The organism is Microbacterium gilvum, assembly GCF_039543865.1.
Taxonomy (GTDB): Bacteria; Actinomycetota; Actinomycetes; order Actinomycetales; family Microbacteriaceae; genus Microbacterium; species Microbacterium gilvum.
Window position 1 is genome coordinate 770,776 of record NZ_BAABKO010000001.1, and the last position, 20,063, is coordinate 790,838.

Consider the following 20,063-nt stretch of genomic DNA (forward strand, 5'->3'; position numbering starts at 1 on the left):
CGGCAGGACGCATTTTGTAACAGATGGAATCCTGCAAAGACGGAGGATCGCGACTCCCTATCACCCCGGTGGGGTTCGTCAGCGGGACACGCATGTCGTGTCATATTCCCTTCTGGCGCAGAGATGTCCGCATACGGTGGCGATATGCCTCTCTACCGTCTCGGCTCTCTGTCCGCCGTCCCCGCCTCGCGACGACCGGATCTTCTCGCGCCCGCCGCGCGCGACGCGATCCGCGCCGTAGGCCTGGAAGACAGGACCGGTGTTGTCGAGATCGACCCCGACATCTCGGACACGGCGGCTTCCCAAGAGAGCTTCGGACTCCCGTGGGACGTGTTCGCGAATTGCGTGATCGTCTCCGGCCGCCGCGAGGGCGTCGAGAAGATCGCCGCCTGTGTGGTCTTGGCGGACAGCAGGGCGGACATCAACTCGACGATCAAGCGGCTGCTCGATGTCCGTAAAGCCTCATTCGTCTCGAGAGACACCGCGACGAACTCCACAGGGATGGAGTACGGCGGCATCACCCCGGTCGGCCTCCCCAGCGCATGGCCGATCTACGCCGACGCGCGCGTCATCCAGAAGGAACTGATCGTGCTCGGCAGCGGCATTCGCGCGTCCAAGATCCTCATCCCCGGCGACCTTCTCCCCGCTATCGCGGGTGTCCAGGCCATCGAGGGGCTCGGCATACTCAGCATCTGATGTCGAGCAGCGGCTGTCGGGCGCTGCGCGACTCTGCACGGACGCAGCCTAACGATGGCTCGTCGCGCGCGAACACCATGCGACCTTCCGGAGCTCTCCGCCCCGATGCAGGAATCGACGGCCGTCCGGCCTGATCGGCGGCAAGCTGCGCCGCGACACAGTCGACGCCGAGCAGCACACCGGCCGGCCATCCAGCGCCATCCTGAAGCCGACGAGTTGTCGTGGCCGCGGGCGCAGCCTGATCTCACCCCTGGCGTCCGCCCGCACCACCAGCGGTGAAACCCGGATGCGAAGAGCGTTCGAGGGGCGTTTCGAGCTCCTGGAACAGGGTGATCTCCAGCTCCCCCGGTGCATGCAGACGGGAGTTGAGCGACCGCCACGGCGTTTCCCTGGGAGCGGCGATGAGCTGCGCGCCGGCGTCGACGAGTTCGTCGGTGACTCCGGCACCGTCCTCGACCTCGAACGCGACGCGGATGCGCGCACTGGGCCGCCCGTCGGCCTCGACGGCGTCGATCATCCTAACCTGGGCAGGATTGGCGAGTTCGAGGGTGGCAGCACCGGCGTCGAGGATCGCGACGCGGGCATCGCCCTCACCCTCGAACGCCGCGCGCTCCGTGAGGCCGAGCACATCGCGATAGAACCGCAGGGCCGCGTCGAAGTCCTCTGCTTCCACGACGAGGCGAAGCTGCCTCACGCGATGCGTGGATGCGGGAGCGTGATCTGTCATGCCGACTACGGTAGGACCTGACATCAGTGTGAGGGGCAAGCGATGCGAGTCGGAGATCTCTCGCGGCGCACGGGGGCCAGTGTGCGATCGCTGCGCTATTACGAGCAGCGCGGACTCATCGATGCGACGCGCACCGCGAGCGGGCAGCGGCGCTACGAGTCCTCGGTCATCGATCGCGTCCTCCTCATCCGGCAGCTGCTCGACGCCGGGCTCGGGACCGCGGCCATCGCCGACGTCCTGCCGTGCATGGCGCACCCTGAATCTCAGACTGCGCAGCTGACGAGGCGACTCATCGTCGAGCGAGACCGGCTCACCGACGAGATCGCCCAGCGCGTGGCGACCAGAGACGCTCTCGGGCAGCTCATCGACGCGGCGCCCTCGCTGGACGACCGGCACGGGAGTTCAGCGTCTTAGACCCCGCGTGACGCCACTCGTGTGCACGTCGCGTCGCGGTTGAGGACTACTCGACGAACGCCGACCGGACCGACCGTCGTCATCCGTGTCGCCGGTGCGACGGCTTCGTGTCGTGCGCATCTCGGTGAATCACGACCGCGACCCTGCGCGAAGCGCCTGCTCGGCGGCGTCCACGTAGGAGGCGAACAGGTCCGTGACGTCACGGAGGCGCGCGGCGGCGCTCGAGCTGTCCGTCAGACGCTCGGCGGCTTCGAGCGTCCGTATGAAAGCACGGGTGCGCTCGTGGCTCGCCGCGAGAAGCTGCTCGAACCCGCCGGCGGCCTCGACGAGCAGCCGCCTGCTCCCCGGCTGCGGAAGAGTCCTCGCCAACCCCCAGGACACCAGGTCCCGGACAGCGGTGCTGACAGCGCCCGAGCTCAGGGCGAGGTCATCGCGCAACTCCTCTGAACTCGACGCCGTCCCCCGGAGGAGGAGGTAGCCGTACACGCGCCCGGTGGAGCGAGAAAGCTGCCAGGTCGCGAGAGTATCGCCCATGGCGTTGATGAACTGATGCTGCTCGTTCGACGTCACGATCGCCTCTCCTCTCTCCCATCCGCGCTTCTCCAGTTCTCGAGGATCTCACGGAGAGCATGCGCGGTCTGCGCTGGTGCGTCCCACGTCACGATGTGCCCGGCCCCGGGAACGACGTGCTCGGCGACGTTCTCGAGCGCGGCCCAGCGGGGCATCGAGGTGGCTATGTTGCCCGTACGGTCATCAGCGCCACGTATGAGGGCGAACGGCACCTCGGTGCGATGGCGCGGGTCAGGTTCGACGAACGAGGCTGTCGCCTTCCACACGTCCAGGAATCTCGACTTCGGCATTCGTGCGAACAGTCTCTCCGCCCGGGCAACCGTCTCCGGCTTCACCGCCGAGGCCCGCGCCATCAGGGCAGGCAGCCGTCGCGCCGGAACAAGCGACAAGGCTGGCGCAGCGATACGGAGCGCCATTCTCTCGAGGCTCGACAGCGGCCCGGTATTCCAGGTGGAGTCGAGGATGATCATGCCGCGCACGCGGTCCGCATGCGCTCGCGAGAAGGCTTGGACGAGATTTCCACCCAGCGAGTGCCCCACCAGCACCGCTCTCTCGATCTCGCACTCCCAGAGCAGGGCATCGAGATCCTCCAGCGCATCCCGCGCGACGAACCGGACCCCGTCGGCGAGCGTCGATTGTCCGTGCCCGCGGAGATCCCACACGACAACTCGCAGGCCGTCGCGGACGAGATCCGCCGCCTGCACGTCGAACATCGTATGATCGACGCCCGCCCCGTGCGTCAGCACCACCGGTACGCCATCGCCACCCGAGTCCGAGAACGCGATCACCGCGTTCGATCGGTCAAGTCGTCGATCGAGATTCACCATTCTCTGAAAATAGCACGAATACACGCCTGCATCCTCACGGCAGCTCGACCCCCTTGGCGTGCCGATCGCCTCCGCGGGGAAGGCCGGAAGCGGACTCCGAGAGCCCGGCGAACTCCGTCGGGGCGCTAGAGTGACTATTCCGAGCACCCCCGCGATCGGTGCGACGATGAGCGGCCCGTCGACACAGCCTCCGGGCATCCTGGCCTCACCGTGCTCGTGTTCGGTGTCGAGACCGGCACGCGAGGTGACGCGCATGCCGTCGCGGGCTTCCCGGAGAGCCGCTGATCTCGTGCCAGACCGCTGCCCGCGCATCTGGAGATTCGCGGTTCAGGGAGGAGCGGGCACCTTGCTCCTCTACGTATTGGCCAAGAGGTGCGCTGTGGGCGCGTCGTCGACCTTCCCGTCGACATAGGCCCCGGCGATCCCATCGCACGTGCACCGCAGCCCCACGGAGACCCAGCGAACGCCCCCGCCGGAGTCGAGCGCGAATCCCGTCGCGACAGTGAAGACGACGCTCCCGCAGGAGCACTGCGCCTGCTCGACGACCTCCACGTCATCGGAGTGCTCATCGGAGTCGGCGATCCCCGCCTCCGACTCGCAAGCGGTGCATACTCTCGCCGCGACACCCACCTCGTCGTCGAGGAAGACCAGGAACGTCCGGTTACCGCATTCGCACAGCGCAGGGATCACCCGGTCGACGGGGTATCCGCCGGCGGCGAAGTCCTCGATACTCGCCCGGAGATGGTCGAACGCGGGATCGCTTGAGACGACAGGCCCGGCATCGATGCTCCCGATTCTTCCGCATGACCGCCGCTCGGGCGATCATGCGTCTCGATACATCGGTCGCTACCGACGCAATCGTCGCCCCTTCCTGACGATGCACCGATGGACGACGCGACGCCGTCACGAGCGATGTTCGCATCGGCACCGCAGCGCGTTGCGCGGGCCCGGACCGGAGGTCCCCTCATCGGGCGAGCGCCTGGCGCACCTCGCCCTCCGTCGGGACGTCTGCACCGGCGCGCTGCACGGTGATCGCCGCAGCGGTCACGGCGAATGTCCCGATGGCGTCCAGAGCGTGAGGGTCCAGCTCGTCGAGCACGCTGGGACCCCTCACGACCTGCGCGATCAGCGCTGCCATGAACGTATCCCCCGCGCCGACGGTGTCACGCACCCGCACGGACGGTGCGGACACGAGCCGATTCCCGCCTCGGCTGGCGAGGAGCGCCCCCGAACTCCCCCGCGTCAGCGCGACGAGGCGCGGTCCGCGGGCGAGGAGCCTTCGGACCACCACCTCCTCGCGCTCTCCCGGGTACAGCCACGCGGCGTCCTCGTCGCTGAGCTTCACGATGTCCGCCAAGGCGGCCAGACGCTGGAACCGCGCCACGGCGTCGGCACGGTCGGGAAGCAGAGCGGCGCGGATGTTCGGGTCGAGCGTGATCAGCGTGTCTTGATCCGCCGTCGAGACCGTCTGCTCCACGACCAAGGCGCCGGGATCGAGGAACGCTGAGATCGATCCGACATGGATGATGGCGGCACCGCCCGGGTCGGGCTCGGTCGGCAGCGACCAGTCGACGTCGAACGTGTAGCGGGCGGCGCCGTCGGCCCCGATCTGCGCGAGCGCAGTCGACGTCGCCCCCAGCGACCACGACGCGACGACCACCTCGACGCCGGCCGCGGTCAGGTGCCTGCCCACACGCTCGCCGTGGGCATCGCGCGCCAGCGCTGTGTGGAACCTGACTCGCACTCCCAGGCGCGCGAGCCCCAGCGCGACGTTGGCGGGCGAGCCGCCCACCACCTCCTCCACTGCCCCGTCTGCACGGCGGACGATGTCGATGACGCTCTCGCCGATGACGAGCACGCACCCCGTCATGCCCTCGTCTCCGAGGGGACGGAGAGCTCGCGGATGGTGAGGCCACGGAAGACCGCAGCCCCTCCACGGGCGTACAGCCGGATGCCGTCGTCTCCGTCGAGGGGGAAGACGCGATGGGACTGGACGCTCTGGCCGTCGCCGATGAACAGCTCGACACTGGTGCGATCGACGAGCAGGCGGAGGGCGATCGTTGTGCCCCGCGTCGTGTCGAGGGGCGCGTGGGTACGTCCTCGCGTCGGATTCGCCGTCAGCGCTCTGTCGAGGTATGCCTGGTTTGTCGAGATGTCCAGGCCTGCGGAGACGAATCGGGACCCGCCTTCTGCCCGGCACACCTCTACGCCGACGTCGATCACGTCCGTCGTCAAAGAGATGGCGCAGCTGAGGTCGTACGCTGCGCTCCGGATCGCGATGTCCGCACTCCCGTCCACCTCGATGTCGCCGAGCTGATGCGTCCTGGTCGTGTAGGACTCGAGCGCCGCGGTCGGTACCGAGGTCAGCCGGAAGCCGGCGCTGTCGTGCACCAGCCGGAGGTCCCGGACGATCATGTCGTCGCCGTTGTATCCGTCGGAGACGATCGTGGGAGTGTTGTGCGGGTAGTCCCAGAAGTTCGCCCAGCCGATCACATGTCGGAGTGACGCGTCCACTTCACCGGCTGCATCGTGATGCGGGTAGGTGACGGCACCGTAGAAGTCGAAGCCCCAGTCCAGCCAGCGCGGCTCGTCGGCATCCGGGACGAACGCGCTGCCGTCGAACGCGCCGCTCCAGTATGCGTAGGTCGCGGGCAGACCACGATGTTTCGCGTTGGCGCTGACCCCGAGAATCCAGGTCGCGGAACCGTCGTCGGCGGTCATCTGGAAGAGATCCGGGCATTCAAGGAGACCAAGGTCGTCTCGGGCGAACTCTCCGACGCGGCGCCAGTCGGCGAGGTCGAGCGAGCTGTAGAAGCCGAGCCGGTCTCCCTCAGCGAGCGCCATGAACCACCGCTGTCGGTGGTCGTCCCAGATGACCTTGGGGTCGCGGAAGTCGGCGATATCCGACTCGGCCAGCACCGGCTCGTCGAAGCCTGGCCGGAAGGTTCGGCCGCGATCTGTGGAGTACCAGAGGTACTGGGCCTGCTGTCCTTCTGGCACACGGTCGACCGCAGCCTGGGTGACCAGAGCGATGACTGAGCCTGCACCGAGACCAGAGGTGTTGTGGGTGTCGACGACGAGGGAGCCCGACCAGCAGTCGCCGTTGCTGTTCGTGAACTTCTCTATCGCCACGCCGTGATCGACGAAGGTCACGTGATCGCGGGTGGTGGCGTGACGCCACGAGGTGCCGATTCCGCCCGCCAGATAATCGCCGTTGTAGAGGTAGTAGTAGTGATACTCGCCGTCGAGGTAGATCGGCCGCTGCGGGTCGTTCTTCCAGTTGTCGGGAACGCTGAAATGGAATCGCGGCCGCATCGTGCCGCCGGTGGGCGCACTCATGCGGCGGCACCGTCCACGTCCACTGCTTCGCGGGCCGTGGGACGCATAGCCCACGCGCAGACGCGAGCGCGGACGCCCTCGCCGCTCAGGCGGACTCCGAGCGCGTCCTCCCGAGTCGGATAGATGCGCGTGGTGAGGGGCACGCCGCCGGCGAAGATCTCGAGCGCCGAGTGGTCGACGAGGATGCGGATGGCGACGCTGCCGTCGTCGTCCACAGGAACCCGGCCCGCCCTGCTGCTCGCATCCACCTCGGCGTCCAGACTCGACCGTGTCCGATCGAGGCTCAGTTCAGCGTGGTCGCCCTGACGCGTGAGATGCAGCGTGGTGCGCTCCTCATCGTCGTCGCTCGCGCGCAGGACGATCGTGACGGAGCCGCCATCGGGGATCGTCAGGAGCATCTCGAGGTCGAGCTCATCACCGCTGACGATGTGGACAGGGTCACCGCTCAGAACATGGGAATCGGTGACGAGCTGCTCGGCACGCAGCGCGTCGACCTCGGGTGCGGGCGACTGGTGGAGAGACCCGTCGGGCGCAGGCGTCACAACTCGCGGCAACGACATCACGCCGGACCACCCGGCAGCGACAGCGGCGCTGTTGGGCCTGCCCTCCTGCAACCACCCGAACAGGAGACGTCGGCCGGATTCGTCCCGCATCGACTGCGGAGCGTAGAAGTAGCGTCCTCCGAGGTCGAGCCGGTGCAGCGCTGTCGGCGTGAACCTGTCGCTCTCATAGCGCCCGGTCCAATACAGCGGGTGGTGGGTGACGCCGTCGTCCCACGCGGAGAACACGAGCACGTCGCGATGCGCGGAGCCATCGTCTCCGATGCGGAACATGTCCACGCACTCCCACATGGTGCCGGTCCAGTCCGGGGCGCTCGGCTCGCCGGCCGCACCGTCGCCGACGAGCAGCGGGCCGATGTACGTCCAGTCGCGAAGGTTCGGTGATTCGTAGAGGAACGCGGTCCCGCCCTTCCCGCGGATGCCGGAGCCGATCAGCTGCCGCCATATCGAGCCCTCTCGCCAGACGCAGTGGTCGCGGAAGGCCGTGATGTCCACACCTGGCGGTGCGGAGGGGATGACGGGGTTGACGTCGAGCTTCGTCCACTCGACGAGGTCGGGTGTGCCGATCGCGACGCACGGCAGCTCCCGGTCGCCATGGCGTCCGGAGTACACGATCGTGGGCGTGTCTCCGTCGTAGACGAGCACGCCCGACCAGCACCCGTCGACATCGGGGCCCTCGCTCGGAGCGAGCGCGATCGGCAGGTCGCGCCAGTTCACGAGGTCGGTGCTCACCGCGTGCCCCCAGTGGATGCGGTCGTGGACGGGAGCATGCGGGTTGAACTGGTAGAAGAGGTGGTACTCGCCATCCCGCTGGGTGAGACCGTTGGGGTCGTTCAGCCACCCTGCGGGAGCCGTGAAATGGAACGCAGGGCGGTGCCGGTCGGCAGCAGCGCGCGCGATCAGCTCCAGGGACACGAGCGTGGGAGTGGACGTCGGGGTCATGCGGCAGAGCTCGCTTCCGGGGTTTCGGGGAGTTCGAGGGCGGTACCGGGAGCATCGGACGGCGGGGCGTACAGCCCGCATCGCACCCAGTGCTCGGGCGTGTCGGTGACAGAGTGGAACACCGCCCGCTCTGATGAGCACTCGGAGTCCGGGCGTCCGCCCAGCGTGCAGGACGTGGGATGCAGGACGGCCCGGCGCAGCTGCGCTCTCTCCACCGGGTCGAAACTCCCGTGGCGCTGCGGGTCGGGCACTGCGGAGATGAGCAGGCGTGTGTAGGGATGCTGCGGGTCAGACAGCAGCGACATCGACTCGCCTCCTTCCACGAACTCACCGGCGTACATGACCACGATGCGGTCGGCGAGGTAGCGGGCGGAGGCGAGATCGTGGGTGATGTAGAGCATGGAGATCCCCTGCTCCTCGCAGAGGGTCCTCATGAGGTTCAGCACGCCGATGCGCACCGAGACATCGAGCATGGAGGTCGGTTCGTCGGCGAGGATGAGCCGCGGGTTCACCGCGAGCGCACGCGCGACGGCGATGCGCTGGCGTTGCCCGCCGGAGAGCTCGTGCGGGAAGCGGTCGAGCATCTCGACCGGGAGGTCGACCTTCTCCATGAGACGCCGTTTCGCCCGCTCGAGCTCGGTCTTGCCGGTCACCGCATCGTGCAGACGGAGCGGGCGCTCGAGGAAGTGCCCGACGCGGTGCACGGGGTTCAACGAGCCGAATGGGTCCTGGAAGATCATCTGCACGGCCGAGCGGTACTGCCGGCTTGCTCGTCGCGGCTCCGCTTTGAGGATGTCCTCGCCCTCGAACAGGAACGTTCCGCTGGTGGGCTGCTCGAGTCTCGCCAAGCAGCGCGCGAGCGTGGACTTGCCGCTGCCCGATTCACCCACGAGAGCGACGATCTCCCCCGGTGCGATGTCGAGGTCGACCCCGCCCAGTGCGCGCACGCGCCCTCGCGAGAACATCCCTCCGATCGTGAACGTCTTCTCCAGCCCTCGGACGGAGAGCACAGGGGTCTGCGAGGTCATCGGTTCATCTCCATAGTGGGCGCACCGCCGGTGGTCGGTGCGACCAGGTGGCCGGGCCCGACGGGGGCGAGGTCGGGGATGTCATGGAAGCGCACGCCTTCGCCGAGGCCGCTCAGTCGCGCTCGGGGCCCGCTCATCGGCGGGAACGCGTTCATCAGCGCGCGCGTGTAGGGATGGTGCGGTTGGCCGAAGATGTCCGGTGCGGGAGCCGTCTCGACGAACCGCCCCGCATACATCACCGCCATCCGGTCGGAGAGCTCGACCATGAGCGACATGTCGTGCGTGATGAAGAGGACGGCGAAGCCGAGCTCCTGTTGCAAGTCCTTGATCTGCGCCATGATCTCCTGCTGCACCACCACGTCCAGAGCGGTCGTGGGCTCGTCCATGATCAGCAGCGGCGGGCGCAGCGCCGTCGCCATGGCGATGACAACACGTTGCCGCATCCCGCCCGACAGTTGATGGGGGTATGAGCGGAGTCGAGCTCTGGGTATCCCGACGAGGTCCAGCAGCTCGCCGGCGCGCTGCTGAGCGGCCCGCTTGGGCATCCGCTCGTGGGTGGTGAAGATGTCGACGATCTGATCGCCGACGGTCATCACGGGGTTGAGCGAGTTCATTGCGCTCTGGAAGACCATCGCGACGCGGCGCCAGCGGAAGGCGCGCAGCTCATCTGCGGTGAGCGTCAGCACATCGGTTCCCGCGAAGCGGATGGACCCTCCCGCGATCACGGCGGGGTCGCGCAGGAGGCGGAGGATCGCGTTGGCGATCGTCGACTTGCCGCAGCCGGATTCACCCGCGAGGCCGAACACCTCGCGCTCGGCGATGGAGAACGAGACACGGTCGACGGCGCGGACCCTGCGGGCATCGGTCACGTATTCGACGGTGAGGTCTTCGACCTCGAGGAGCGGCGTAGTCATGCTGATGCCTCCTTGCGCGGCGAGGTGGCGACGCGCGTGGGCGCGTCGGGTGTGGTGCGGCGACGGGGCCTGCGCAGTCGAGGGTTGGTCGTCTCGTCGACGCCGTAGTTCACGAGGGCGAGAGCGAAGGCGACCAACGCGATGCACACGCCAGGGGGAACGAACACCCACCACGCCCCCGTGAGGAGGGCACCGTCGTTGCTGGCCCAGTAGAGGTTCGTGCCCCAGCTGACCGTGCTGATGTCACCGAGCCCGAGGAACTCGAGACCCGCCTGAGCGCCGATGCCGAAGATGACACACGCGAGGAACGTGCTCATCACGATCGACGCCATGTTGGGCAGCATCTCCCGGAACATGATGCGCAGTGCGGACTCGCCCGTCACCTGAGCGGCAGCGACGAAGTCCTTCCCGCGAATCGACATGGCCTGCGAGCGGAGCACGCGAGCCGACCCTGCCCACCCGGTGATGACGAGGACGAGGATCACCGTTCCGAGACCCTGCGGCAGGAACGCCGCGAGGATGACGAGGAGCGGCAGCCCCGGCAGCAGCAGGAAGACGTTCGTCACGAGGGACAGGAGATTGTCGACAGCACGGCCGAGGTAGGCCGAGGCGAGGCCGACGAGGAGGCCGACGAGCACAGCGGCGACGCCCACCGTGAAACCGACGAACAGCGAGGAGCGCGCCCCCCACACATTCAGCGCGAGGACGTCCTGACCTTTCGCCGTCGTTCCGAGCCAGTGCTCGGCCGAGGGCGGCTGCGACCCGATTCCCTGGATGAGGGTGGGATCGCCGGGCGCGATCACAGGTGCGAGCAGCGCGGTCGCGATGAACAGCAGGAGGATGATGACGCCCGCGACGGCTTTGCCGTTGGCGAGCAGCCCTCGGAGGGCTCCTCCTCCCCCGCGCCGCCGTGAAGCCTGCGGGGCAGCGGGGTGCCCGTCCGGGCCGGGCGGCGTGCCGAATTCGAGTTCAGCCAATGCGCGGGGGTCCTGGGCGAGTGACATCGCACCCTCCGTTCAGCTCACGCGCACGCGCGGGTCGAGCCGCACGTACACGATGTCTACGAGGAAGTTGGCGATCAGCACGGCAGTGGTGATCGTGAGGAACAGCCCCTGCATGAGGGGGTAGTCGAGGTTCTGCACGGCGGAGAGGAGGGTGTACCCGATGCCGGGATAGGCGAAGACGACCTCGGTCAGCAGCGCACCGCCCACCACGAAGCCGAGGGACATCCCGAACGCCGTGACGGACGGCAGGAGGGCGTTGCGTGCGGCGTAGTTGAGCATCACCCGGTTGGGATGGAGGCCCTTCGCTTCGGCCATCACGATGTAGTCCTCGGAGTTGGTCGCGATCATCGTGTTGCGCATGCCGAGCATCCAGCCGCCGACGGAGACGAGCACGATGGACGTCGCCGGCAGGACGAGGTGGTAGGCGACGTCGCCGACGAAGGCGAGCGAGAACCCCGGAGAGGTTCCCACCTCGTAGGCGTGCCGCAGCGGAAACCAGCCCAGAATGACGCCGAAGAAGTAGAGCAGCCCCATCGCGAGCCAGAAGTACGGGAACGAGCCGATGAAGATCAGCACCGGTGGGACGACGGAGTCGAGCACGCCCCCGCGTCGCCACGCCGCCAGGATGCCGAGCAGGTTGCCGATGACGACGGCGACGATGAGCGACACGAATCCGAGCAGGAACGTCCATCCGATCACGCTCGAGATGACGTCGACCACGGGGGTCGGGAACCGTGAGATGGAGAACCCGAGGTCGCCGGTGAAGACCTGGCCGATGTACCGCGCGTACTGCTCCCACAGCGATGCGTCGCTGAGGCCGAAGGACTCCTTCAGCGCCTCGATCTGATCGGGTCGGATCTCGCCTTGAAGGCGGGCGACCATGCGTGAGACCGGGTCGCCCGGCATGAGGCGAGGAAGGAAGAAGTTGAGGGTGATCGACACCCAGAACGCCACGAGGTAGAACCCGAGGCGTCGCAGCATGTAGCTCATAGGAAGTCTCCACGGGCGTCCTGCCGCCCCGGGCCGGGGGCGGCAGGATGCCCGATGGCTCAGTCGGTGACGACGGGCTCGAGGGTGGTCAGGATGAGGACGGCTGTGCGCGCGCGGACTCCGCCGAGGGTGGCGTACGGGTTGTCCTCTGTGGGCCAGCCAGTGAACCGCTGCGTGCTCGCGGCCCCGAACTCCGGCCCGGGGAACAACGGCACGACAGGTGCCGTGTCCGCGAACAGCGACTGCAGCTCTCCCATGATCGACTGCTGCTCGGCCGCATCCGCGGTCGCGGCGAACTGCTCCAGAAGGCGGTCGGCGACTTCGCTGCCGAATCGGTGGTAGTTCTCGAACGCCTGCTCGCCGACCGGCTTGACGGTGCTGGTACCCATCACCCCGTTGAAGAACTGATAGGGCGTGGGCGCGTTGGCGCTCCAGACGATTCCGGACTCGAACGTTCCGTTCTCGTAGCTGGCCACGACGTCGCCCCAGTCCTTCGCCGCGACGTTCACCGTCACCCCGAGCTCGGCGAGGTTCTGCGAGATGACGTTGCCGACGGAGACCCAGTCGCTGGAGGTAGATCCCACGGAGAAGTCGAACTCGAACGGCGAGCCGTCCGGGAGCGTGCGCGTGCCATCGGCGCCGACGGTGATTCCCGCAGCGTCGAGCAGCTCGCCCGCGGCTTCGAGATCACGCTCGGTCCACGTGCACGACTCGACGACGTCCTCGTCACGCCAGGTGTCGTAGGAGCCCGACAGGCCCGTGCAGTCGGCGGGGTGCGTGTACCCCTGCATGCCGATCTCGGTGACCTGCTCGCTGTCCACAGCCATCGCGAGAGCCATGCGCACATCGGCGTCGTCGAACGGCGCCATCGTGGTGTTGAACTGCCAGCTGATCATCGATCCCGTCGTGGGGAACCAGTAGAAGCGGTGCTCGGGGTCTTTCGCCACGTACGCGTCCTCGATGTTCGGGATGAACTGCGGCGCCCAGTCGACGTCGCCGTTCGCCGCGGCGAGGTTCGCACCGTCGTTGCCCGCGAAGGCGAGCATGCGGATGCCCTCGATATTCTGCTTCTCGGGCTGCCAGTACTCGGGGTTCTTCCCCAGGTCGAACGACTGCGCCTGGAAGTTCGTCACCTCGGTGTAGGGGCCGGTTCCCACGGGCTCCTCGTTGGCGAACGTCGTCGGGTCTTCGACGCCGCTCCACACATGCGCCGGGGCGATCACCTGCTGGCCGATGTCGAGCAGCGCCGGCGAGAACGGCCTGTTGAAGTCGAACCGCACCGTGAGCTGGTCGACGGCTGTCACGGATTCGATGTAGTCGAATCCCCCGCGAACCTCGCGCTGCAGGTCGAAGGACACCACGACGTCGTCGGCGACGAGCGGCTCGCCATCGGACCACTTCACGCCCTCGCGCAGGTGGTAGGTGATGCCGGTGCTGTCGGACGCGACCTCCCAGTCCGTCGCGAGCCACGGCGTCGTGGTGCCGTCCGCGGGGTTGTAGATCAGCATCGACTCGTAGATCGCGACCTGCGTCATCGGGAAGTCGGGGTTCGCGAACGGGTTGAAGTTGCGATCGAAGGTTCCCATGTCCTCGCGCGGGATGGTCAGCAGCTGGCTGCCGTCGAGGTCGGTCGCGGGCTGCTCCGCACCCCCCGTGCAGCCGGACAGCAGAAGTGCTCCTGCCGTCGCGATGGCCGCGAGAACGGCCGCCCTTCTCCTGTGAAGTGCCATGATTGGTGCTGTTCCTTTCTTCTCTTCCGCGTTGAAGCCGAAGAATGTTGCTCGTCGAGGGATTCCACTCACACCGACGAGCGTTCGAGGAGCGGGCAGTCGACCGTCACGGTGTTCGTGCCGGTCGACTCTCCCGCCGTGATCGCGGCGAGGAGGTCCACGCCCATTGCGCCCATCTGTTCGAAGGGCAGTGCGACCGTCGTCAGACTCGGCCTCAGGTAGCCCGCGATGAGCTCCTGATTGTCGAACCCGATGACGGCGACGTCTTCGGGGATGCGCATCCCGCGTTCCTTGATCGCGTCATACGCCCCCATGGCCATCCGATCGTTCGCGCAGAAGATCGCGGTCGGCGGCTCAGCAAGATCAAGCAGCTCCTCGGCTGCGGTGAATCCGCTGTCGGCGGTTGCGTGACCTGTGACCTCGAGCTCGGCGTCGGGAGCGATTCCCGCCTCCTCGAGCGCTGCGAGGTACCCCTCACGTCGACCGATCGCGGCGGGGATTCCGCGGTCGAGGTTGATGAACCCGACGCGCCGATGGCCGGCTTCGAGCAGACGGCTGGTGGCGCGGTGCCCACCCGCTCGCTCGTCGGGGACGACGGCCGGGAAGCGACCCTCGATGTCGAAGCAGTTCACCAGTACCGTGGGCACCTCGCGCGCCACGTCCGGCACCGTGACGCCGCGATGCCATGTGGCCGCGTAGATCAGTCCCTCCACGCGCTGCTCCAGCAGCCGTTCGATGGCAGCGCTCTCGGCCACCGGGTCGGACTCCGTCGACGCGATCAGCAGATACTTCTCGTCCGCCATGGCCCGATCCTGTGCGCCCTTGATGACGTCGACCGCGAACGGTGCCGTCACGATCTCGGTCACCAGTCCGTACCAGTCGCTGCGCTGCTGGGCCAACGCGCGCGCCCCCGCGTTCGGTCGATAGCCGAGCTCGGCCGCGGCACTCATCACGCGCTCGCGGGTCTCTGACGCGAGGGTGACGTCGAAGCGGTCGTTCAGCACGAGTGAGACCGCGGTGCGTGAGACGCCGGCGTGACGGGCGACGTCCTTCATCGTCACAGCTCGCGTGAGCGGGGTCTTCTTCGACATCATGCCTTCAACTTCGGATGAGAAACTAACTCGCGTTAGCCTCGGTTTTGCTCGATGCTAACGCGAGTAAGTCGGGGTGTCAAGCAGAGCGCGTCATGCTGGGGCGGGCCCGCCGGAGGGACTCTCTCCGACGGGTCCGTCGGCGTCAGCCCATGGGTCGGTCGGACAAGGTGACGTGGTCGACGTTGATGTGGCCCCACCCGGTGGTGTTCTGATCGACGATCTCCAGCTGGGCGGTCTGACCGATGAAGTCAGCGACATCCCACGACTCCCAGTGCAGCCGCTCGTCATCGGTCCCCGTCACCGTGCGGACCACGACGCCACCCACTTTGAGGTTCACGGCGGTGGGCGCATCTGTCTCGCCGACCGCGGCTGTCGGGGTGTTCCCGAGCATGACCTGGTCCACCATGATGTGGCCGAATGACGTCGACGTGGAGTTGTCGACGATCTCCAGGTGCGCCGTCCTCCCCCGCAAGGAGTGCACATCCCACGCCACGTCTTGCAGCGTGGCCGTCCCGTCCCCCGTCGCGCTGAAGTAAACGTCGCCGTCGATGACGAGTTGGACGGATGCGTTCCCGCTGGCAGGCCACGGGAAGTCGCCGCCGGCGATCTTGAATGCGAGGTAGTCCCGCGTGATGGTGAACTCGGGCGAGGCGATTGTCCCCGTCGCCGCGTCCCCGCCGTTGACGAACGTGTCGGCGACTTTCGCTCCGACCTGGTTCGTCAGACTCGCTGTGCTCGCGCCTTGGCCGGCGTAACTGCCCGTTCCCGTCCACCCGGTTCCCCAGCCACTTCCCTCGAAGCCATTGAACAGTTCCGACGGCGTCGGGTGGTCGCCGCCGCCGACAAGGAAGCTCACGTAGGGTTCGGTCACCGTGAACGACGGCGACGTCAGGGTTCCCGTCGACGCGTCGCCTCCGAGATAGCTGTTGACGAGGCCGGTTCCCCGCCATCCCGTGACGGGCTGCTGCATGGACAGTGTCCCTGTCGCCGGTGCAGACCCGAAGGCGCCGCCGGTCGTCGACCAGCTGTCGTAGCCGCTGTCGAAGTCCTGGTAGGCCGCTCCCGCCTCGGCCTGGCCCGTCACGTTGGCGAACTCGGTGATCGTCACGTCGTTGAATGTCGCCGCGCCACCCTCGGTGAACAGCTGGATCCCAGTGTCCGTAGGGTCGAGGTTCGATTTCATCGTCAGCACCTGCTCTCCCCCGTTCACGAAGACTTCGACCGTGGTGGTGTCCACGAGGATGGTGAGCTGCACCGACGTCGCAGCTGGATCGTACGGGGCATGGTTCTCGCGGTACATCGTCGGGTCGTTCGCATCGACGTAGACGAAATCGTCGAACTTCCCGACGGTGAAGTCGCGGGAGCCGTCGGGCGAACGGCGGAGCTTGATGGCCACGTTGTCGAGTTCCGCCCAGGACACGGTCGTCTCGAGCCGATATGCGGTGCCGTGGTAGCCGAGATCGGTTTGCCCATCCACGGGGATGTCTCCGAGCTCCCACGATCGCGTCGCGTAGTCGTCGAGCGCGGCGATGGGGGTGGATACGAGGCGGTATGTGCCGTCCGTCTCCTTCAACGCGAGTTCGCGGGTGATGGAGTCCGTGCCGGTGAAGCCGTCGACGGTCCAGCTGCTCGCCGTGTTCGGATGGTTCCAGTAGTTGACCCAGCCTTTGAGGTACCTCTTGCTCTGGTCGGTGGATGACTCGTCGGGGTACGTCACGGCGGCATAGAAGTCATCGCCGTAGTCGAGCCATTGCGGCACGGTCGTGTCGGGAGTGAAGGTGCTTCCATCCCAATCGCCGGGCCAGTAGGCGAAGGTATGCATGTCGCCCCCGGTGCTTGCTCCCACCACCCACTGGAGAGTGTTGTCGTCCGCGCGCATCTGGAAGAAGTCGGGACACTCGGTGAACGTGATGCCGCTCGGGGCAGCGAAGAACGACTCATATGTCCAGTTCTTCAGGTCAGAGGATGTGTAGAACCCGATCCCGCTCAGGGGTTCGGCGACGAGTGCGACCCACTGGTTGTTCGCCGCGTCCCACTCGATCTTCGGGTCGCGGAACTCGTGGAGGCCGGGCCCCGGATTCGCGATCGCCGGTGTCGTCGTCGAGTAGGGGGTGAACGTGTCACCCCCATCGGTCGAGTAGTACACCCACTGATCCGTCGCGTTCGTGGGACCTTCGTCGACAGAGACGAGCGCGACGAGCGCCCCGGCGCCGAATCCGGCGGTGTTGTCGACATCGACGACGATGGACCCTGCCATCGGCGAGCCGAAAGTGGTGTCCTCGGGGATGGCGATGCCCTCGTCGTGATAGACGACGTGGTCCGTGGTCGTCGCGCGTCGCCATGCGGTCTGCGTCGACACTCCGTTGTAGTCCGCGTCGTACAGGTAGTAGTAGTTGTACTCGCCGTTGATGTAGACGGGACGTATCGGGTCGTTCTTCCAGTGGTCGGGGACGGAGAAGTGGTACTGAGGCCGGTACTGCTCGGCGTCGGGGTTGTCGGCATGTGCCGCGGGAGGGCTGATGCCCACACCGATCGAGGCTGTCGTCACGGCTGCCGCCGTCAGGGCGAGGGCGCGCAACGTCCTTGTCGTGCTCATGGGTCTCCATTCACTAACGCGCTTTACTAACGCGCGTTAATGTATCGTCCCGCCCTCTCCGCGGCAAGAGGGAAGATCGATTCAGGCGGAAGCTCGCTCCACCAGCCAGCCGCGCATCGTCGATCCCGCAAATGCGTCCATATCGCCGTTGAGAGCCTCCACCGCTGCCGCTCCCATCTCCTCGAACGGCAGCGCGATGGTGGTGAGCGCTGGCCTCAGATACGCGGCCACGATCTCCTGATCGTCGTAGCCCACCACGGCCACATCCTCGGGGATGCGCAGTCCCGCCTCGCGCGCGGCATCGTACGCGCCCATCGCCATGCGGTCGGTTCCGCAGAAAAGCGCGGTCGGCGGGTCGTCCGCGCGGAGTATCCGCTGCGTCAGGGCGTAGCCGGCTCCCGCGTCAGCGGAACCCGACACGACGAGCGCGGGGTCGATGTCGATCCCGGCCTCACGCAGAGCGCGCTCGTACCCGCTCCGACGACCGTCCGCAGGAAAGTGCGCGTCGAGGTTGATCAGGGCGATACGACGGTGCCCTTGGCCGATCAGATGCCGCGTCGCGGTGTATCCCCCGTGCTCCTCATCGGGAACGATCGACGGATATCTCCCGTCGACGTCCTCGCAATGCACCAGCACGACCGGCACCTCGGATGCCGCATCCGGCAGACTGACACCGATATGGCCCGCTGTCGCGTAGATCAGTCCTTCCACGCGCCGCTCGAGCAGCATCTCCAGCATCGCCGTATCGGCGGACGCGTCGGAGTCCACGCTGACGATCAGAAGGACCTGACCACGTTCCCACGCAGCTCTCTGCGCGCCCGTGATGATCCCGCCTCCGAAAGGACTGCTGGCGATGTCCGTCACGAGCCCCAGCAGATTCGTCCGGCTCGAAGCAAGCGAGCGCGCTGCCGCATGCGGGCGATAGCCGAGCTCGGAAACTGCCTCCCAGACCCTGCGCTTCGTCTCCTCCGCGATCCTGATGTCGCTCCGATCGTTGATCACGAACGACACGGTGCTGCGGCTGACGCCGAGGTGTCGGGCGATGTCATCCATCGACACGCGTCGTGAAACCATGCTCGATTCTTTCATGCGCGCGACCGGCGGAGACATCAGACCCGAGCGTGCCCGCCCACGGCGTGGGGCGCGGAGAACGTGCCGAAAGAGATCTCGCTCAAAGACGAGGCCCTGGCGTATTCCGCTTCGCGATGCTTGTCGAACCGGTCGATCAAGATCGCCGACAGTCCGGCCCCGGTGGCACCTGCGACGTCATTGACCGGATGGTCACCAACCATCAATGCCTCATGAGGGTCGCACCCAAGCCGCTCCATGATTGCGCGGAATGCTGAAGGATGCGGCTTCGCTACGCCGATGTCGGAGGATGCGAGGAAACCGTCGACTTCGTTGGAGATGCCAAGACTGACCATCTTGAGCCATTGCTGCACGGCGTCCCCGTTCGTGAGGACCCCGACGGCAAGGCCTGCCGCTCGCGCGCGCCTCAGCGCCGGCAGTGCGTCATCGAACAATCGCCAAGAACCTTGGTAGGCGTTCAGATACGTCTCGAACAGCTCCTCCGCCTCGACGTCCGAGACACCCCCGCCCAGAAACTCCTGCACACGACTTCTGCCGTGCTCACGATATGTGAGTCCGCCATCGAGATAACGCTGGTAGTACCTGCCGGCAATCTGAGCCCAGTCATCCGCGGACCCGCTTCCCTCCCGATCGATCGCCGTCCTCCACTTCGATACCGCGCTTCGAATCGCGGTCGCTTCATCGAGGAGGGTGTCGTCCAGATCGAAGACCACAGCACGCAGCATCTCGGTAGGCTCTCACCGCCGATGACGAACACGCACCGAACCTCGTCACGCCCGGCAACACAGACGTGAGGAGCAGGCCGGCTGCAGGGCCGGCGCCTATTCGACCGGCGCGGCGGTGAACCGCGCTCGCCCCTCGAACTGGAACGCCTCCCCGAAGAGCGCCGAGTCCCGCGACGGCATCCCGGGATCACGCGGCACGACACCGGTCGAGGCCCACAGCGACTCCCGCACCCACTGCCCCGCCCCGTAGACGCGGAACCCGCCGACCACATCCGACTCCGCATCGACGCGCTCGAGCAGCACGATCACACGCTCCAGGTTGCTCATCCCGAACGACCACGTCGTCCAGAGCTCCTCTTCCGCGCCGTACTCGAGCGGATCGAACTCGGCGATCTCCTCCTCGTCGAGGGTGAACGCCTCCCGCTCCTCCTCGCTGGCGCGACTGAGCAAGGCCTCCCGCCCCGACAGCGTGAACGCCCCCGCGATGAGCTCCCGCCGGATGAACTCGTCGGCGAGACCGTCGAGGAACGGACTCGGATCGAACGGCTCCCCGCCCCGCCCGCGGATGACCGCACCCACCTCCGCAAGCGTTCGCGCAGGCGGCACACCGAACGCCGCCCGCGCCCGACGCAGGAGCGCATCCCGCCGATCGCTCATCCACCCATCCCCCTTCGGATACGGCGAAGGCCCCGGTCTCTCGACCGGGGCCTTCCGCTGTGCGCGAGGGGGGACTTGAACCCCCACGCCCTATACGGGCACTAGCACCTCAAGCTAGCGCGTCTACCTATTCCGCCACCCGCGCATGGGTGTCGCTGCCG

At 67.0% G+C, this 20,063-nt stretch carries 19 protein-coding genes and 1 tRNA gene; 2 read left to right on the top strand and 18 right to left on the bottom strand.

Features of this window, described 5'->3' with window-relative positions:
- The first annotated feature begins 144 nt into the window (after positions 1-144).
- Positions 145-696 carry a YbaK/EbsC family protein gene (locus tag ABD998_RS03940; protein ID WP_345436128.1) on the top strand — a complete coding sequence of 184 codons (552 nt, stop codon included), beginning with the start codon at positions 145-147 and terminating at the stop codon, positions 694-696.
- A gap of 244 nt (positions 697-940) precedes the next feature.
- On the opposite strand, the gene ABD998_RS03945 is transcribed toward ABD998_RS03940, so the two are convergent.
- Positions 941-1,423: a VOC family protein gene (locus tag ABD998_RS03945; RefSeq protein ID WP_345436130.1), complete on the bottom strand. Its 483-nt coding sequence runs from the start codon at positions 1,421-1,423 to the stop codon at positions 941-943.
- 42 nt (positions 1,424-1,465) lie between these two features.
- Here ABD998_RS03945 and ABD998_RS03950 point away from each other — a divergent pair, with 42 nt between their 5' ends.
- The gene (locus ABD998_RS03950; RefSeq protein ID WP_345436132.1) at positions 1,466-1,837 is read left to right on the top strand and encodes a MerR family transcriptional regulator; all 372 of its coding nucleotides are present in this window, start codon (positions 1,466-1,468) and stop codon (positions 1,835-1,837) included.
- 129 nt (positions 1,838-1,966) lie between these two features.
- On the opposite strand, the gene ABD998_RS03955 is transcribed toward ABD998_RS03950, so the two are convergent.
- The 17 genes from ABD998_RS03955 to ABD998_RS04035 form a co-directional block, all read right to left on the bottom strand.
- The gene (locus ABD998_RS03955) at positions 1,967-2,407 is read right to left on the bottom strand and encodes a GbsR/MarR family transcriptional regulator (protein WP_345436134.1); all 441 of its coding nucleotides are present in this window, start codon (positions 2,405-2,407) and stop codon (positions 1,967-1,969) included.
- Entirely contained in the window at positions 2,404-3,234 is an 831-nt protein-coding gene (locus ABD998_RS03960; RefSeq protein ID WP_345436136.1) for an alpha/beta fold hydrolase, read from the bottom strand. Before ABD998_RS03960 ends, ABD998_RS03955 begins: the two co-directional genes overlap by 4 nt.
- 354 nt (positions 3,235-3,588) lie before the next feature.
- A complete protein-coding gene (locus ABD998_RS03965; RefSeq protein WP_345436138.1) occupies positions 3,589-3,924 on the bottom strand; it encodes a hypothetical protein in 336 nt (111 codons plus the stop codon).
- Positions 3,925-4,198: 274 nt separating this feature from the next.
- Entirely contained in the window at positions 4,199-5,104 is a 906-nt protein-coding gene (locus tag ABD998_RS03970; RefSeq protein ID WP_345436140.1) for a carbohydrate kinase family protein, read from the bottom strand.
- The gene (locus ABD998_RS03975; protein ID WP_345436142.1) at positions 5,101-6,573 is read right to left on the bottom strand and encodes a glycoside hydrolase family 32 protein; all 1,473 of its coding nucleotides are present in this window, start codon (positions 6,571-6,573) and stop codon (positions 5,101-5,103) included. Before ABD998_RS03975 ends, ABD998_RS03970 begins: the two co-directional genes overlap by 4 nt.
- The gene (locus ABD998_RS03980; protein ID WP_345436144.1) at positions 6,570-8,075 is read right to left on the bottom strand and encodes a glycoside hydrolase family 32 protein; all 1,506 of its coding nucleotides are present in this window, start codon (positions 8,073-8,075) and stop codon (positions 6,570-6,572) included. Before ABD998_RS03980 ends, ABD998_RS03975 begins: the two co-directional genes overlap by 4 nt.
- A complete protein-coding gene (locus ABD998_RS03985) occupies positions 8,072-9,103 on the bottom strand; it encodes an ABC transporter ATP-binding protein (protein ID WP_345436146.1) in 1,032 nt (343 codons plus the stop codon). Before ABD998_RS03985 ends, ABD998_RS03980 begins: the two co-directional genes overlap by 4 nt.
- A complete protein-coding gene (locus tag ABD998_RS03990; RefSeq protein WP_345436148.1) occupies positions 9,100-10,017 on the bottom strand; it encodes an ABC transporter ATP-binding protein in 918 nt (305 codons plus the stop codon). Before ABD998_RS03990 ends, ABD998_RS03985 begins: the two co-directional genes overlap by 4 nt.
- Positions 10,014-10,994 (bottom strand): ABC transporter permease, encoded by a 981-nt coding sequence (locus ABD998_RS03995; protein ID WP_345436150.1) that lies wholly within the window; start codon positions 10,992-10,994, stop codon positions 10,014-10,016. The genes ABD998_RS03990 and ABD998_RS03995 overlap by 4 nt, the downstream gene beginning before the upstream one ends.
- A gap of 39 nt (positions 10,995-11,033) precedes the next feature.
- Positions 11,034-12,011, bottom strand: a complete 978-nt coding sequence (locus tag ABD998_RS04000; RefSeq protein WP_345436152.1) for an ABC transporter permease — start codon at positions 12,009-12,011, stop codon at positions 11,034-11,036.
- Between the two features lie 59 nt (positions 12,012-12,070).
- Entirely contained in the window at positions 12,071-13,741 is a 1,671-nt protein-coding gene (locus ABD998_RS04005) for an ABC transporter substrate-binding protein (protein WP_345436154.1), read from the bottom strand.
- A gap of 68 nt (positions 13,742-13,809) precedes the next feature.
- Positions 13,810-14,835: a LacI family DNA-binding transcriptional regulator gene (locus tag ABD998_RS04010; protein WP_345436156.1), complete on the bottom strand. Its 1,026-nt coding sequence runs from the start codon at positions 14,833-14,835 to the stop codon at positions 13,810-13,812.
- 142 nt (positions 14,836-14,977) lie between these two features.
- The gene (locus tag ABD998_RS04015; protein ID WP_345436158.1) at positions 14,978-17,431 is read right to left on the bottom strand and encodes a glycoside hydrolase family 32 protein; all 2,454 of its coding nucleotides are present in this window, start codon (positions 17,429-17,431) and stop codon (positions 14,978-14,980) included.
- Positions 17,432-17,512: 81 nt separating this feature from the next.
- Positions 17,513-18,505, bottom strand: coding sequence for a LacI family DNA-binding transcriptional regulator (locus tag ABD998_RS04020; RefSeq protein WP_345436160.1), 993 nt, complete (start codon positions 18,503-18,505; stop codon positions 17,513-17,515).
- Between the two features lie 35 nt (positions 18,506-18,540).
- The gene (locus tag ABD998_RS04025) at positions 18,541-19,245 is read right to left on the bottom strand and encodes an HAD family hydrolase (RefSeq protein ID WP_345436162.1); all 705 of its coding nucleotides are present in this window, start codon (positions 19,243-19,245) and stop codon (positions 18,541-18,543) included.
- A gap of 96 nt (positions 19,246-19,341) precedes the next feature.
- On the bottom strand, positions 19,342-19,902 hold the full coding sequence (locus ABD998_RS04030) for a hypothetical protein (protein WP_345436164.1): 561 nt from the start codon (positions 19,900-19,902) through the stop codon (positions 19,342-19,344).
- A gap of 60 nt (positions 19,903-19,962) precedes the next feature.
- A tRNA-Leu gene (locus ABD998_RS04035) sits at positions 19,963-20,047 on the bottom strand.
- Positions 20,048-20,063 lie beyond the last annotated feature (16 nt).

Excerpts from the sequence above, each read along its gene's own strand:
- ABD998_RS03945 (WP_345436130.1), bottom strand. The coding sequence starts at position 1,423 with ATGACAGATCACGCTCCCGCATCCACGCATCGCGTGAGGCAGCTTCGC.
- ABD998_RS03985 (WP_345436146.1), bottom strand. The coding sequence starts at position 9,103 with ATGACCTCGCAGACCCCTGTGCTCTCCGTCCGAGGGCTGGAGAAGACG.
- ABD998_RS04025 (WP_345436162.1), bottom strand. The coding sequence starts at position 19,245 with ATGCTGCGTGCTGTGGTCTTCGATCTGGACGACACCCTCCTCGATGAA.
- ABD998_RS04030 (WP_345436164.1), bottom strand. The coding sequence starts at position 19,902 with ATGAGCGATCGGCGGGATGCGCTCCTGCGTCGGGCGCGGGCGGCGTTC.
- ABD998_RS04015 (WP_345436158.1), bottom strand. The coding sequence starts at position 17,431 with ATGAGCACGACAAGGACGTTGCGCGCCCTCGCCCTGACGGCGGCAGCC.
- ABD998_RS03950 (WP_345436132.1), top strand. The coding sequence starts at position 1,466 with ATGCGAGTCGGAGATCTCTCGCGGCGCACGGGGGCCAGTGTGCGATCG.
- ABD998_RS04000 (WP_345436152.1), bottom strand. The coding sequence starts at position 12,011 with ATGAGCTACATGCTGCGACGCCTCGGGTTCTACCTCGTGGCGTTCTGG.
- ABD998_RS04020 (WP_345436160.1), bottom strand. The coding sequence starts at position 18,505 with ATGGTTTCACGACGCGTGTCGATGGATGACATCGCCCGACACCTCGGC.
- ABD998_RS03970 (WP_345436140.1), bottom strand. The coding sequence starts at position 5,104 with ATGACGGGGTGCGTGCTCGTCATCGGCGAGAGCGTCATCGACATCGTC.
- ABD998_RS03990 (WP_345436148.1), bottom strand. The coding sequence starts at position 10,017 with ATGACTACGCCGCTCCTCGAGGTCGAAGACCTCACCGTCGAATACGTG.
- ABD998_RS03960 (WP_345436136.1), bottom strand. The coding sequence starts at position 3,234 with ATGGTGAATCTCGATCGACGACTTGACCGATCGAACGCGGTGATCGCG.
- ABD998_RS04010 (WP_345436156.1), bottom strand. The coding sequence starts at position 14,835 with ATGATGTCGAAGAAGACCCCGCTCACGCGAGCTGTGACGATGAAGGAC.
- ABD998_RS03940 (WP_345436128.1), top strand. The coding sequence starts at position 145 with ATGCCTCTCTACCGTCTCGGCTCTCTGTCCGCCGTCCCCGCCTCGCGA.
- ABD998_RS04005 (WP_345436154.1), bottom strand. The coding sequence starts at position 13,741 with ATGGCACTTCACAGGAGAAGGGCGGCCGTTCTCGCGGCCATCGCGACG.
- ABD998_RS03975 (WP_345436142.1), bottom strand. The coding sequence starts at position 6,573 with ATGAGTGCGCCCACCGGCGGCACGATGCGGCCGCGATTCCATTTCAGC.
- ABD998_RS03980 (WP_345436144.1), bottom strand. The coding sequence starts at position 8,075 with ATGACCCCGACGTCCACTCCCACGCTCGTGTCCCTGGAGCTGATCGCG.